This window comes from Vibrio sp. VB16 (genome assembly GCF_015594925.2).
GTDB lineage: Bacteria > Pseudomonadota > Gammaproteobacteria > Enterobacterales > Vibrionaceae > Vibrio.
This window is the reverse complement of sequence record NZ_CP087590.1, coordinates 576,686-588,671: the sequence shown is the minus strand read 5'-3', so window position 1 is coordinate 588,671 and position 11,986 is coordinate 576,686. Positions and strand designations below refer to the sequence as shown.

Below are 11,986 nucleotides of genomic sequence, written 5' to 3'. Positions count from 1 at the left end.
AGGGGAAATATCATATCAGGTGTATATAGGTATATGTAGTCGTAGCATGTAGATCTGCACATGAAAATAGATTCAAACACATTTTAACGAGGAAGGGCGGAAGTGAATAGATAGACTGAAACATGCAAATATCTGGAAGTAAGAGGGGTTGTGTTGGGATTAAAAATTACGCCCTAAAAATTTAAAGCCACAGCCAAATAATACAGATAACCAACTTTCCTCTCAGAATATGAACAAAGTTAAGTATTTAGCTGCAAAATAAAATAAAATCGCATAGTATTTCTACTTAGAAAAACATTGTTTCATGGGCAATGTCCAAATAAATACTGTTATGTTTTCCTTAGGATATATCGATAAATGGCACAAAAAAATATTGTTACGATTGGCTTCGAATTGAACAACGACAATGTCAATCATTGCGAATTCAATAGCGATTCATCATTGTTAGATTTTGACATCATTTTATTCAAACCAGATATTAGTGAATTTATTTCGTACAGTGATATGTTTGAAGGTAAACCATGTTTAACTGATCATAAATCTTTCCAGCTGAAGGACAGGATTCAGCATTGGAGAAGAGAGATACTTGAATCTGTAGACTGCGGCAAAACAGTAGTTGTTTTCCTTTCTGAACTAACACAAGTATTCATAGCTACAGGGGAAAAATCATTTTCAGGAACAGGAAAGAATCGGCAAACAACAAGGCATGTAGGAGCCTATGATAATTATAAAATAATCCCTGCTGAATTAGATGTAGTTAAAACTCAAGGGCATGAAATTAAGATTGCTCCAAAAAGCTCAGAATTGATCGCTTCATATTGGAAAGAATTTTCGGAGGAATCTTGCTATAAAGTAACTCTTGGAGATAAAGTTCCACCATGTTTACTTACAAAGAACGGTGATAAAGCAGTCGGCTCTATTGTCAGGCATAAAAGTTCAAACGGAACCTTAATACTTCTTCCTTATATGGACTTTTATCCAGATAACTTTTTGGATCATGAAGGAGACTGGACTAATGAATCGGGAAAATTTGCTTCAAGACTCATCAAATCAATTGTAACGTTAGAAAAAGCCATAAAAAACACCGGTGAAGTCACTGCTGAACCTGAGTGGTGTAAATCAAAAGATTATAAACTTAAATCAGAAGATGCATTAGATACACAGTTACTTAAGGTTGAGTCTGAGCTTGAACAAATTCAACTAAAAAAAGAATCTATTATCAACAAACTGAAAGATAGTGGAACATTAAGAAACCTCTTATTTGAAAAGGGTAAACCTTTAGAGTTTTCAATTTTAGACGCATTAAAACAACTAGGCTTCTCGGTTTCACAGTTTGAAAATAGTGAATCTGAATTTGATGCTGTTTTTGAATCTAAAGAAGGCCGCCTTATTGGTGAAGCTGAAGGAAAAGATAATAAAGCGATTAATATAGATAAGCTTAGACAGTTGGCACTTAATATTCATGAGGATCTTGAAAGAGAAGAAGTTGAATCGCCAGCTAAGCCTGTTTTATTTGGCAATGCCTACAGACTTCAAGAACTAAGTGAAAGAAATGATCCTTTTACTACTAAATGTCATACCGCGTCTAAGACAAATTCCACAGCTTTACTGTTTACACCTGATTTGTTTATGGTGGCCAAATACCTTTCAGATAACAAAGACTTAAGGTTCGCTACGAAATGTAGGAAAACTATATTGAGCAGTATTGGAAGAGTTAACTTCCCTGAAATTCCAAAGGAAAAGGCTACAAGTAAAACACTCAAAAACGAATCATAACAAGAAAAACACTACATATGTTGGTTCAAAGGATTCAGTCTAACGGCATCCGTTAAATGACTAGGCGCAAGATGCGAATAGCGCATGGTTGTAGTAATTTCGCTATGACCAAGAATGTCTTTTAAAACAACTATGTTCCCTCCTCCCATAACAAAATGGCTTGCAAACGTATGGCGTAGAACGTGAGACATTTGTCCCCTTGGTAAGCTTATTTTTGCTTTTTGCACCGCTTTACGAAACGCACTTAAGCTAGACAAAAACAACCGTTCATCCCCTGACCTACCCAATGCTTGAAGCTCATTTAACAACGAATCATTGATAGGAATTGAACGGTTCTTACCTGATTTAGTATTTAGATAAGTGATCCGGCCGTTAGCGACTTGCGACATTTTCAGGTTTTCCGCTTCACTCCACCGAGCACCCGTAGCCAAACAGATCTTAACTACATAAATCAAAGATTTATTAGTAGATAGATCACAGGTGTCCAAAAGCTTACTTATCTCTTCATGGCTAAGAAAACGCAGCTCCCCTTCTCGCTCCCTGAACTGGCGAATAAGTTTAAGTGGGTTGTCATAATCGATAACACCAAGACGGGATAGTTCATTGAAAACAGCCCTTAAGTAAGCGTGCTCTCTGTTTACAGTTGTGGTGCTAACATCTTGCGCCCTGCGTTCGCGGTACTCGGCAAACAGTTCGCTGGTAAATTGCCGTGCAACAGGGTTACCAAGTTGGTCACTTAATCGGTAAAGAAGTTTTCTTAAACGAACATGGTCACGCAGTGTTTTTCCATGCAGACGATACCAAAGCGTGATTAACTCTTCTAACCTACGGTTGTCTTGAATTTTATCACTATCTCGTTCGGCTTGAAGCTGTAAGCGTTTTGCATACTGTAATGCGTCACGCTCTAACCTAAATGATCGCTTCGGTTCTTCTACAAAAAAATAGAACCCACTCGCATCTTTTTCTATCATTATCTTATATTTCCCGTGATGAGTTGCTCTGCGCAAACCAACAATTGGCAATATTGTACAAACCACAGCTTGTTTATAGCTATGGGATAAAGACATGATTAACTTAAAACAAAAACAAGCACTTGAAGATATTATTATTAAAGTCGAAATGCTCTCAAATGCGCTTGGTGCATGGGACACCAACAAGGTCGACCCAACCAATTCAGATATGGAAGCATTCTCTTACGAATTAAAAACCATCCAATCAAAACTAGAGCGCATCCAAGAAAGTTAATACTCCTCTATACCATCAATCGCAGGCGGGGCTATTTGTTCCGCCTTGCTAGTATCAAAATTTTCCGTCATTAACCAAAGCGTATATTTCTGAAATTGGAAGTGGGTCGTGATTTTTAACAAATTGGTAGAGTTTATTGAACTTCTCCTAGATAACTCATAATTTTTTAATGATATCAAAGGTATACCGACAATTTCAGCAAAGTTCTTTTGTGTTAACCCTTCAGATATCCGCATCTGTTTTATTTTTTGACCTAATTCCATATTGACCTCTTAGTATCCATATGGATACACTATGAAAAAGTATCCATACGAACACCACGACACATAGCTACAAATAAACCCACATGATAGCAAAACGGGAGTGCCATGTATTTACCGCCTTTCATGACAATCAAGAAGTTAGTCGAAGTTACTGGGTGGTCACGGACGGCTATTTTAAGAGCAATACAGCAAGAAGAAATCCCTGTTTTGCCTAATGAAATAGCAGGTAGTACCTACCTGATAGATTGTCATGAATTACAAAGAAGAATCGATGCTGGGCAATTTACTGTTCCTACATCAAAGAAATAAAGACTTCATTTTTTTACCTATTTCAGGAGCACGAATCATGGACACACCACTACACAGCATCAATATGGATTTTTCACATTCGAGTGAAGCAAAAAAATTCTACGAAGTGATCAACAAAAACCTTAACTCATTACCTGAATCTAAACCGTTATCTGATGAGTTTGTATTTTGGTTCAACATGCGAGAACAAGCCATTGATGCTATTGAACTAATGGAAAGTGTGGAGGATTAACCATGGATATTGATTACAACGTGGGTAAATCAATTGTTGACTTACCCATTACAGACCCGATTCATAAGCCATGTAAAAGCATGGCGGGAATGGTCGATTTTGACCCTAAGAAGTGCAAGCGCGGTTTATATCTTTTAGATAAATTACGTGAAAAACATGGTTTAAAAAGAACGGTCCAATCATGATTTGGACAATGGATACACATAAATCATATCAAAACCCTTGGTTGGGTAGTTGTCTTTTTTGTTGATGCATATGAATCCTAAGCTATCGAGCTTTTCGGTGATTGCAATACCTGAATGCATTCCTTCGACTTCTATTACGCGGTATGGCTCGGGGTCTCTAGGTGTTTTCCATGGTCTATCTAAAATAGCGAATCTCATAGAATGCCCACCACAATCCGTTGACGTTCTTTTATTAAGAAATGCCATAAGCTCTATATCAACACGAATCACCGCATCTCTATCTGACGCGAACACTAGATTTGTTTTCATATCACTTTCCTTTACATGGATGACACGATGATTGTATCAAGCTTTCAAACTCACTTTTATCCAACCCTGCCAAAGTTTGTCGTTAAAGATATAAACAAAAAAGTATACGCTCGTTCTAAACGCAAAAATTCCACCTCAAGGACTCTCGAACAGTTCGCGATGGAAACTACAAAAAATAGCTTTAAATCTGCAGAGCACATTGAACAACGCTATCCCTTCGCTAGCCGTCGAATTGACCGCCAAGAATACAAAAAAATATCTCGTTATACAGAGCGAAAAAAAAGGCGCATCGGAAAAATTCAAACCAGTATCAAGTCAAACATGCACGCCTTAACACACGATATATTGATGATTGATGAGAAGCGTAAGGAGTTTGGTTTGTCGTTAGTGACACACCTAAAAAAATTAATTCTTGAATGCGAAGGTGATGGGGATGAACATCACCTTCGTTTACTGTGTAATACATTGGCTAAATCAGTCCGTCGATATTACATAGCACTGCCTAAATTACCCAAACACCCTACTTTCGAACAGTACTTTTCCGCACTGACTAAAATGACCACGGACGATTGGATAAATGACAGATTAGAGCGCTTAAAGTTTGAGTACATCGAGTACTCACAGATCTCACTTAGTCGAGTGGGCAGTAAAGCTCATCAATCAAAATACGTTAGTGTGATGACACTTAACAACTTTCTAGAAGCCCAAGATAAACAAGCCAAATTCCTAGCCGATTATTGTATCTATAACGCCGATGAGGATATCAGCGTTGATCTAGAAAATGTCTTTATGGCGAGCACATCAAACCCAGAGAATCGCCGGATTGAAATGATGGTGAGAAGCCGAGGCTTTGAAGAGCTGGCCGACAGCAAAGGTTATACCGCCGCTTTTGTAAGTTGGACACTTGCCAGTAAGTATCATCGCAATAGTAAAAATTGGAATGGTGCCAATCCGAAAGACGGTCACAAGAACCTCATGAAACAGTGGTCACGAGGCAGAGCAATACTCGCTAAACAAGGGATAGATTACTTTGGTTTTCGAGTGGCCGAACCACACAAAGACGGCACCGCACACGCGCACTATTTCTTATTTTGCAAAGAAGAAGAAAAGGAACTGATTATTTCTACCTTGCGAAACATTGCCATTGAAGAAGATAAAGATGAGCTGTACTACAAGACCGTTAACGGAAAATTGATAAAGCGAAATAAGCCGGTATTAAGAGCGCGTTTTGACTGCAAATACTGCGACCCCTCCAAAGGTGGCGCGACTGCATACATCGCAAAATATATTGCTAAAAACCTTAACGGCTCCCATATGTCTGAGGCCGACAAAAAGGCCGCGCAGTCGGTGCGCGCTTGGGCATCCCTTTGGCGTATTCGTCAGTTTCAACAATTCGGTGGTGCGCCTGTTTCTATTTGGCGCGCACTACGAAAAACCTCAACCGAGGAAATTAAAGCACTCAAATGTGACGAATTAACAGAGCTTCACGGCCATGCAGATAAATCTCGTTGGAAAAGCTTCGTTCAAGGTATCGGTGATGCCCAAATTCAGTATGAAGAGAAAGAGAATCGATACTTTGAAACGGTAAAGCACATAGTAGGCTTTTCGTTCATGAGTCATTGTATTTCAACGGTCAAAGCGCAGTGGGAAATCATTAAAAAATCCGATTTAAAAGCAACCCAAAAAAGGGACGGAGTCCCGTCTCGGAGCACTGAAAATAACTGTAACCAACCCCAAGAAATCAAGATTTCGCCTCTTGAAAAAGAGTTGATGACCGTGACCGGATGGAGCGTTAAAGGAGTTCAATGTCTTATTGTTCCTTTGATGAGAGGTTCAAGAGTATCCATTGACCGGTACACCAATATTTCATTCACCAATAACCGTTTATTGGTGAACTAACGAACACGCCAACGATGTGAATCAGGGGCAATCTAATAAACTAACGTCGTGAGACAGGAGTCACCAATGACAAAGCAAGACTTGCTAAAAATGGTTCAACGCTCGGAAGAGGTTGAAAATGAAATCAGAACCCTTGCCAGTAGTCCAACCGCTATGCTTCACATGCAAAAAATACAGACACTTGGTGTTGAGTACCAAGGGTTGACCGCTACACTGCGCGAAATTTTACTCTCTACTATCTTAAAAGGGGTGAGCCATGAGCAATAAAAACCCTAAGCATGGTTACATCCGTTGCTTTAGTTGCGGTGAACCCTCAACAGTTCACATTATGGGTGAGGCCAAGCTATTAGAAATGGGAGAGCCGCCGAAAAACAAACGCAATACAGGTCGTTATTACTATGTCTGCCCTAAGTGCGGTACATCGCAACCTAAAAACTCGCAAGAGCGCATTCAAGCGGCATTAGTCGAGGACGTAAACCAGTTACCCCCTATCGAAATCAGCACCGAAAAGCCTTTGCCTGTAGAAGTCACGAAACCATCAACCGATTTAACCGTTATTGAACAAAAATATAAAACGGTTAAATCAGTGGCAAACGAACCAGAGCCAACCAAGTCGAAAAGCACGCTGTTATGGGTTGGCGGTGCCGCCGCTCTTGTTCTTGTTTTTGTGTTAATTAATGTCTTTCCTAAGGGTGGCCACAATGAGTAACTCAACGCTTAATGACGATATTGAAGTCACTGAAACTCCTACACCTACCGCCGAAGACAGACAGATAAGCCCTACCGATTTTGATGGTGAGGCATTCGATGATGTTTTAGCGCAATACGATGCAAAAAAAACCGATGAAGAAGACGAAACCGATACAGAAGATAAACCCCAAAAAAAGCTAGATACTAAAGCTGCGGTTGGCATGGTGTCCGTTGGGTTTGTTGTTTCTGAAAACCTGATTAGTGGCATTACTGGGCTACCTTTCAAATATGAACAAGGGGCAAAACAAAGTGTACTTGAATCACTAGAACCTCTTATTGATAAGCACGGCCTTGCGTGGCTTGGATGGTTTGAAGCCTACAAAGAAGAGATCATGTTTTCTGTTGCGTTCGGTGGCCTCGCCTTCACCAGTTGGACTCAACTTAAAGGCTTGAAAATAGAAAAGCTTAAAGAGTTGCACCAGGAACAACAAAAAAAACGTGTTCATGCTGTCGAACAACAAAAGGAGGCCGAAATTGAAAAAGCCAACGCGACATCTCATTAAGCTGCCTAATCCGATTAACTCTAACCCGTCTCTGGACGCTGAGCATACGGTGTATATAGGCACAACCGGCAGTGGTAAAACAACAGCCGTTAAAGTGATGGATACCATTCCCAAAAGTGGGGCTCAAGTGGCCTTTTTCGATCCGTATTTAAACTATGCAGGGAGCAAGTTTAAAGGCCAGATGGTTCAAGTGTTTAGAAGCCATCAAAAAGACATGTTTATACGGGCTCTATTTACAGCCCGAAAGAAAAACAACGCCTTTAAAATTTCGTATATTCCAGAGTCGGCGACTGAAAGCGAACTGGAGTTTTTCTGCTCGGTGATCTGGTCTTTAGGTGATGGCCATCGAGCCCCTTTTCATACTGTGATAGAAGAATTAGCTTCTTGTGTGGAAACCGCAGGAAAACTAAAAGGTAAGGCAGGCGAGCTGCTTCGCGGTGGGCGTCAGTTTGGTATTGTGGTTCACACCGTATTTCAACGAACTCAAGAAGTACCCAAAACCGTTATAAGCCAATCAGATACTTGGTGGGTTGGGGCTTTAGCCAGTGCAAAAGATGCAGAATACATCGCCAACGCGAAAGGCATAAGCCTTTCTCAGCTAACCGCTTTAAAATCGGCAAAAGCCAATAAACTCAAGCTTGGCAAACCGATAGCCGAATACCTTCTAATAAAAAATGGCATAGGGAACGTGCATAAGTCCTCGTTTGATTGCTCCAAGCAATAAAAAAGGTCGTTTTAAACCTATAGGTTAGAGATTTAACCTATAGGTTACTCCCCCTTTCTCTTCCCTCTTTTCTAATGAATGATGTCCCCTCTTTCAATGAAAGTACCTTTATTAATTCAACGTCGTGAGACAGGGGAAACAATGAAACTTAACAAAGCAACCGTGATGCCAATTGTTATTACTGCGGGGCTAACCATCGCCCTTATCGCTGTTATTAATAATGTCAGCACTCTAAAACCTGTTAAGGATACCGTTTACGGTAATAGCGGGTGGTTCTAATGCCATATAAATATTCGGGTATTCGACCAACAACAGTAACCAGTTTTGATGGTGTGAAATTCAATGGTAAAGCATCTGTATCACTGCCATGCGGTGATACTTACGATTACATCTACTTACGCTCAAATCTGCCCGCAGAACGTTTAGCAGTTAAGCTTCGCCTAAATGGCAAAGTATTCTTTGATGCTCCAATGCGTATTTTTAACATGCTTGATAAATACAAAGGTTTGGCTCAAAGCGTAGATACTGCAAAAGACGGTTATGTGTACGTCATTCCCTTTGCCGATTTGTCCATGCGTCTTAAAGACGGCCAGAATTTAACAGGCTTAGTAACACAAATTGGTGAGAGCCTTGATTTAGAAGTAACCATAGGAGCCAAAGAAAGTGGTGATCCAGAACACCCAACTTTGTCCGCGCATCCTTTAATTGGCCTACCACGAGCACAACGCATTTATTTGCCTCGCTTGGAAGTCGCCAATATTCCAACACCGTCGATTGGTACAAACCAATTTTCTAGCCTACCAAACGTACCAAACCGAACCGTTCGCCGTATGCACTTTGATACCGGTGCGATTAGTCGCATTGATATTAAACGTGACGATGACGAAGCCTATAACACGGATTGTTTTTTAGAGCGGTTTCGTGCCGGGCGAAATAACAAAACATGGCAAGCCGGATGGACACACTTGGACTTTATTCAACGTGGTTATATTCAGTTAGAAATGTTCCCAACTGTGCGAGATAAACAGCTTATTTTCACGCTAGAAACTACCGAAACCACGGGCACCATCGACGTTTATATTGAGTACCTCGATTGTGAAAAACCAGAGCTACTCATTAAAGGCGGCTAATTATGGAATGGTGGGATTCGATACTGGATGTGGTCAGTGATGTGAGCGATACCGCAGGGGGTATTTATAACGATTGGACCACTAATACGGGTAACTCCACATCAACCCAAAAACCGAATGCAAACGACACGGGCAACACGTACCCACAAGTCGTTCAACCTGCCGTTATTCCTGTTTGGGCGTATGGCATGGGAGGTCTATTACTTGTGTTGGTCATCGTTCTTGCACTCAAAGGGGGTAAGTAATGCCTTACGCAATTCCGTTTTTGATTGGTGCAAGTGGCCTTGGTTTAGGCTATGGCGCCTACAGTGCCACACAAAAAGTGATGACGTGGGTGATTGCCCTTGCGTGCCTTTACTTTGCTTACAAGTTCATCGTTTAAGGAGCAGTCAATGCTAGGTTCATTAGCAGGAGGTATGACAGGCGGTGCCGGAGGTATGACAGGTGGTGCAAGTGGTGATATTTACACAACCAATACCAACGACACAACCAACAACAGTGGTTTTACTGGTGGCACATACAACTTCGGCAGTAATAACGGTGTCCCGTCGTGGGCAATAGTGGCAATAGGACTCGGGGTGTTGTGGTTCTTCTTCAAAAAGTAAGCTTTTTTGAAGCGTTCCCCCACATTGAAAAAGCCTTGAATGGTTATCTTTGGGGAGCGTTTCAAGAATGTTTACTTCATCAAGCTCAGTGCTATCGAATAGATAATACCTACCTGTTGTTACGCATTGAGTTCTCACAATTAGAGCTTGTTGTGGTCGCACTTCAAGGTGACATGATTGTAGGAACACAAGCTGCAATTGCACACGCAAAAACACTGAATTTATCGTCCATTCGGGCGCATTTTTTTAGACGAGGTGCAGAGCGATTCATTAGACGAAAACTCAATGAATGCGCAAAAACCATCAGCATCACAAACAACAATGAGCACGTTGTCAGAATAGTTTTTTAAGGGGTTTTTATGGGAGGCTCAAGCAAGAGCAACGCAACCAACAACACGACCACTAACACAACAAATAAAAGTAATTCTGTTGGGGTCGGTGGTGATAACAGCGGAATAATTTTAAGTGGTAATGAGGGCGATATACAACTAACTCAAACAGACCACGGAGCGATACAAGGTGCGTTTGATTCTAACAACAACGCATTAGATGGTGCGTTCGAGTTTGGCGAAACTGCGATCAATGAAGCCTTTGGATTTGGTAGTGATGCGTTAAGTTTTGGTGTTGGTGCACTCGATGCAATGAACAGCTCTACAGATGCCGCGCTCAATTTTGCCAATTCCGTGAATGCGAGTAAATCAACAGATGGGGCAAGTGACATGATGAACAGCAAACCACTTGTTTATGGAGCTATAGGTATTGTATTGCTTCTGGCCGTTATGTTGCTAGTCATTGGGAGTCGTAAATAATGCAAAACATTGTCGAAGAAACCCTTCAGGTAGGACAATCGATTCGTACTGGTGGTGCAAAATATTTGTTAATGCGCGATGCGTCAAATAGCGTCAGTTTGCAGTTAGACGCGAACGAGCCTGTCGAAGTTAAGAAAAACGATGTAATTTTGATTGAAGGTTGTGTCACGGTGATATTTCACAATCACCATTCAAGCCCCACAACAATCGAATACCAAATCACAGATACAGCCATCAATACTCAGTCTGATGCAGTGGCAATAAATGGTGCAGTAAAAATCAGCGATATTGAAGAGCCAATTGTCATTTCTCATGTACAAAATGATGTCGGTGTTCTTGTTAACAATGAAATTGCCATTTCCAACTACCCAGACATACAGAAAGTCGCTGTGACGAATCAAGGAAATGCGCTCACATTCAACACTTTAACGCCCGTGGTTATTGGTAACAAAAACGATAATGTCATCCCTAAAAACTCTAACCGTGTTGAGCTTTTAGTGACAGCGCCAAAAGCAAACAGAGACACAATCATAATTGCAGGCGTTATCCCACTCGAAGCCGGAGGGCACACAACTATCGCAGCAACAAATGCGCTAATTGTTACAGGTAAGGACGGTGACATGCTTAATGTAGGGGAATTCGTATGACGCTATTTACTCTCAATAACCCTAATTCGGGTTCCAATGTAGATGAGTCCGTTTTAAGTGATATTTATCCTATCGGAAGCCCTATTCCGTACCCGCTGGATAAACCGCCAAGTGATGATTTCTTTATTCTAAAGGGCCAGTCATTTGACATAAAAGCCAACCCTATTCTGCATAGCATTTACGGTGTTCGACTTTTAGATATGCGAGGCATGGCGATTGTTGGGTCAAAAGACGGTGAAGAATTACTGTCCTACGAAGAAGATAACATCAAACAGCATATTCACTTTGGAGAAGCTAAGCGTGCAGGGGGAGTAAAAAAAAGCACTGACTTACAAGGTGGTCACACACACCCAATAGGTAGACCATTATCTGAAAAACTGGCTGTTTCCGATGGAACAAATGATGCCGATGTAGAGTATACACCTCATAACACGTACTACCCCATCGGTTCTGAAATTATGCACACTTATCCTGCAGGTCTGCATACTCATATCTTCGATGTTCCATCGCACGGGCATATACTCTCAATTAGACCAACAGGCCACCCTGAAAACACAATTAAAAACTACAAGTTCAACTGGATAGTAAGGAAAGGTTAAC

22 protein-coding genes are annotated in these 11,986 nt (G+C 41.0%); 19 read left to right on the top strand and 3 right to left on the bottom strand.

Annotated features, from left to right (window positions below; genetic code table 11):
- The first annotated feature begins 357 nt into the window (after positions 1–357).
- Positions 358–1,776, top strand: a complete 1,419-nt coding sequence (locus tag IUZ65_RS02855) for a hypothetical protein (protein WP_195702291.1) — start codon at positions 358–360, stop codon at positions 1,774–1,776.
- 11 nt (positions 1,777–1,787) lie between these two features.
- Here the strand turns inward: IUZ65_RS02855 and IUZ65_RS02850 are convergent, their stop codons facing one another.
- Positions 1,788–2,747 (bottom strand): phage integrase, encoded by a 960-nt coding sequence (locus IUZ65_RS02850; RefSeq protein ID WP_195702290.1) that lies wholly within the window; start codon positions 2,745–2,747, stop codon positions 1,788–1,790.
- Between the two features lie 94 nt (positions 2,748–2,841).
- On the opposite strand from IUZ65_RS02850, the gene IUZ65_RS02845 reads away from it, so the two are divergent.
- A complete protein-coding gene (locus tag IUZ65_RS02845; RefSeq protein ID WP_195702289.1) occupies positions 2,842–3,021 on the top strand; it encodes a hypothetical protein in 180 nt (59 codons plus the stop codon).
- Here IUZ65_RS02845 and IUZ65_RS02840 read toward each other — a convergent pair.
- Entirely contained in the window at positions 3,018–3,284 is a 267-nt protein-coding gene (locus tag IUZ65_RS02840; protein ID WP_195702288.1) for a helix-turn-helix domain-containing protein, read from the bottom strand. The genes IUZ65_RS02845 and IUZ65_RS02840 overlap by 4 nt on opposite strands.
- Positions 3,285–3,389: 105 nt before the next feature.
- Here IUZ65_RS02840 and IUZ65_RS02835 point away from each other — a divergent pair, with 105 nt between their 5' ends.
- From IUZ65_RS02835 to IUZ65_RS02825, 3 genes are read left to right on the top strand one after another with little or no spacing between them, the layout of a single operon-like run.
- Positions 3,390–3,593 (top strand): hypothetical protein, encoded by a 204-nt coding sequence (locus IUZ65_RS02835; protein WP_195702287.1) that lies wholly within the window; start codon positions 3,390–3,392, stop codon positions 3,591–3,593.
- Between the two features lie 37 nt (positions 3,594–3,630).
- On the top strand, positions 3,631–3,825 hold the full coding sequence (locus tag IUZ65_RS02830; protein WP_195702286.1) for a hypothetical protein: 195 nt from the start codon (positions 3,631–3,633) through the stop codon (positions 3,823–3,825).
- A gap of 2 nt (positions 3,826–3,827) precedes the next feature.
- Complete coding sequence (locus tag IUZ65_RS02825) at positions 3,828–4,010, top strand: hypothetical protein (protein ID WP_195702285.1); 183 nt, start codon at positions 3,828–3,830, stop codon at positions 4,008–4,010.
- Here the strand turns inward: IUZ65_RS02825 and IUZ65_RS02820 are convergent.
- Positions 4,005–4,319 (bottom strand): hypothetical protein, encoded by a 315-nt coding sequence (locus IUZ65_RS02820; RefSeq protein WP_195702284.1) that lies wholly within the window; start codon positions 4,317–4,319, stop codon positions 4,005–4,007. The two genes, IUZ65_RS02825 and IUZ65_RS02820, sit on opposite strands and share 6 nt — an antisense overlap.
- Before the next feature lie 27 nt (positions 4,320–4,346).
- On the opposite strand from IUZ65_RS02820, the gene IUZ65_RS02815 reads away from it, so the two are divergent.
- The 14 genes from IUZ65_RS02815 to IUZ65_RS02750 all read left to right on the top strand — a co-directional run bounded on the left by IUZ65_RS02815 (position 4,347) and on the right by IUZ65_RS02750 (position 11,985).
- Positions 4,347–6,218, top strand: coding sequence for a replication endonuclease (locus tag IUZ65_RS02815; RefSeq protein WP_195702283.1), 1,872 nt, complete (start codon positions 4,347–4,349; stop codon positions 6,216–6,218).
- Positions 6,219–6,284: 66 nt separating this feature from the next.
- Complete coding sequence (locus IUZ65_RS02810; RefSeq protein ID WP_195702282.1) at positions 6,285–6,485, top strand: hypothetical protein; 201 nt, start codon at positions 6,285–6,287, stop codon at positions 6,483–6,485.
- Positions 6,475–6,927: a hypothetical protein gene (locus IUZ65_RS02805; RefSeq protein WP_195702281.1), complete on the top strand. Its 453-nt coding sequence runs from the start codon at positions 6,475–6,477 to the stop codon at positions 6,925–6,927. Before IUZ65_RS02810 ends, IUZ65_RS02805 begins: the two co-directional genes overlap by 11 nt.
- Positions 6,920–7,471 (top strand): hypothetical protein, encoded by a 552-nt coding sequence (locus IUZ65_RS02800; RefSeq protein WP_195702280.1) that lies wholly within the window; start codon positions 6,920–6,922, stop codon positions 7,469–7,471. The genes IUZ65_RS02805 and IUZ65_RS02800 overlap by 8 nt, the downstream gene beginning before the upstream one ends.
- Complete coding sequence (locus IUZ65_RS02795; protein ID WP_443083723.1) at positions 7,443–8,195, top strand: hypothetical protein; 753 nt, start codon at positions 7,443–7,445, stop codon at positions 8,193–8,195. The genes IUZ65_RS02800 and IUZ65_RS02795 overlap by 29 nt, the downstream gene beginning before the upstream one ends.
- A gap of 141 nt (positions 8,196–8,336) precedes the next feature.
- A complete protein-coding gene (locus IUZ65_RS02790) occupies positions 8,337–8,474 on the top strand; it encodes a hypothetical protein (protein WP_195702278.1) in 138 nt (45 codons plus the stop codon).
- Entirely contained in the window at positions 8,474–9,325 is an 852-nt protein-coding gene (locus IUZ65_RS02785) for a major capsid protein P2 (RefSeq protein ID WP_195702277.1), read from the top strand. The genes IUZ65_RS02790 and IUZ65_RS02785 overlap by 1 nt, the downstream gene beginning before the upstream one ends.
- 2 nt (positions 9,326–9,327) lie before the next feature.
- A complete protein-coding gene (locus IUZ65_RS02780; protein ID WP_195702276.1) occupies positions 9,328–9,570 on the top strand; it encodes a hypothetical protein in 243 nt (80 codons plus the stop codon).
- Positions 9,570–9,707: a hypothetical protein gene (locus IUZ65_RS02775; protein ID WP_195702275.1), complete on the top strand. Its 138-nt coding sequence runs from the start codon at positions 9,570–9,572 to the stop codon at positions 9,705–9,707. Before IUZ65_RS02780 ends, IUZ65_RS02775 begins: the two co-directional genes overlap by 1 nt.
- 10 nt (positions 9,708–9,717) lie before the next feature.
- The gene (locus IUZ65_RS02770; protein WP_195702274.1) at positions 9,718–9,930 is read left to right on the top strand and encodes a hypothetical protein; all 213 of its coding nucleotides are present in this window, start codon (positions 9,718–9,720) and stop codon (positions 9,928–9,930) included.
- Positions 9,909–10,280 (top strand): hypothetical protein, encoded by a 372-nt coding sequence (locus tag IUZ65_RS02765; RefSeq protein ID WP_195702273.1) that lies wholly within the window; start codon positions 9,909–9,911, stop codon positions 10,278–10,280. The genes IUZ65_RS02770 and IUZ65_RS02765 overlap by 22 nt, the downstream gene beginning before the upstream one ends.
- 9 nt (positions 10,281–10,289) lie before the next feature.
- Positions 10,290–10,739, top strand: coding sequence for a hypothetical protein (locus IUZ65_RS02760; protein WP_195702272.1), 450 nt, complete (start codon positions 10,290–10,292; stop codon positions 10,737–10,739).
- Positions 10,739–11,386 carry a hypothetical protein gene (locus IUZ65_RS02755; RefSeq protein WP_195702271.1) on the top strand — a complete coding sequence of 216 codons (648 nt, stop codon included), beginning with the start codon at positions 10,739–10,741 and terminating at the stop codon, positions 11,384–11,386. Before IUZ65_RS02760 ends, IUZ65_RS02755 begins: the two co-directional genes overlap by 1 nt.
- Complete coding sequence (locus IUZ65_RS02750) at positions 11,383–11,985, top strand: tail fiber protein (protein ID WP_195702270.1); 603 nt, start codon at positions 11,383–11,385, stop codon at positions 11,983–11,985. Before IUZ65_RS02755 ends, IUZ65_RS02750 begins: the two co-directional genes overlap by 4 nt.
- Position 11,986 lies beyond the last annotated feature (1 nt).

Coding starts and splice junctions, on each gene's coding strand:
- IUZ65_RS02855 (WP_195702291.1), top strand. CDS start 358: ATGGCACAAAAAAATATTGTTACGATTGGCTTCGAATTGAACAACGAC.
- IUZ65_RS02850 (WP_195702290.1), bottom strand. CDS start 2,747: ATGATAGAAAAAGATGCGAGTGGGTTCTATTTTTTTGTAGAAGAACCG.
- IUZ65_RS02845 (WP_195702289.1), top strand. CDS start 2,842: ATGATTAACTTAAAACAAAAACAAGCACTTGAAGATATTATTATTAAA.
- IUZ65_RS02840 (WP_195702288.1), bottom strand. CDS start 3,284: ATGGAATTAGGTCAAAAAATAAAACAGATGCGGATATCTGAAGGGTTA.
- IUZ65_RS02835 (WP_195702287.1), top strand. CDS start 3,390: ATGTATTTACCGCCTTTCATGACAATCAAGAAGTTAGTCGAAGTTACT.
- IUZ65_RS02830 (WP_195702286.1), top strand. CDS start 3,631: ATGGACACACCACTACACAGCATCAATATGGATTTTTCACATTCGAGT.
- IUZ65_RS02825 (WP_195702285.1), top strand. CDS start 3,828: ATGGATATTGATTACAACGTGGGTAAATCAATTGTTGACTTACCCATT.
- IUZ65_RS02820 (WP_195702284.1), bottom strand. CDS start 4,319: ATGAAAACAAATCTAGTGTTCGCGTCAGATAGAGATGCGGTGATTCGT.
- IUZ65_RS02815 (WP_195702283.1), top strand. CDS start 4,347: ATGATTGTATCAAGCTTTCAAACTCACTTTTATCCAACCCTGCCAAAG.
- IUZ65_RS02810 (WP_195702282.1), top strand. CDS start 6,285: ATGACAAAGCAAGACTTGCTAAAAATGGTTCAACGCTCGGAAGAGGTT.
- IUZ65_RS02805 (WP_195702281.1), top strand. CDS start 6,475: ATGAGCAATAAAAACCCTAAGCATGGTTACATCCGTTGCTTTAGTTGC.
- IUZ65_RS02800 (WP_195702280.1), top strand. CDS start 6,920: ATGAGTAACTCAACGCTTAATGACGATATTGAAGTCACTGAAACTCCT.
- IUZ65_RS02790 (WP_195702278.1), top strand. CDS start 8,337: ATGAAACTTAACAAAGCAACCGTGATGCCAATTGTTATTACTGCGGGG.
- IUZ65_RS02785 (WP_195702277.1), top strand. CDS start 8,474: ATGCCATATAAATATTCGGGTATTCGACCAACAACAGTAACCAGTTTT.
- IUZ65_RS02780 (WP_195702276.1), top strand. CDS start 9,328: ATGGAATGGTGGGATTCGATACTGGATGTGGTCAGTGATGTGAGCGAT.
- IUZ65_RS02775 (WP_195702275.1), top strand. CDS start 9,570: ATGCCTTACGCAATTCCGTTTTTGATTGGTGCAAGTGGCCTTGGTTTA.
- IUZ65_RS02770 (WP_195702274.1), top strand. CDS start 9,718: ATGCTAGGTTCATTAGCAGGAGGTATGACAGGCGGTGCCGGAGGTATG.
- IUZ65_RS02760 (WP_195702272.1), top strand. CDS start 10,290: ATGGGAGGCTCAAGCAAGAGCAACGCAACCAACAACACGACCACTAAC.
- IUZ65_RS02755 (WP_195702271.1), top strand. CDS start 10,739: ATGCAAAACATTGTCGAAGAAACCCTTCAGGTAGGACAATCGATTCGT.
- IUZ65_RS02750 (WP_195702270.1), top strand. CDS start 11,383: ATGACGCTATTTACTCTCAATAACCCTAATTCGGGTTCCAATGTAGAT.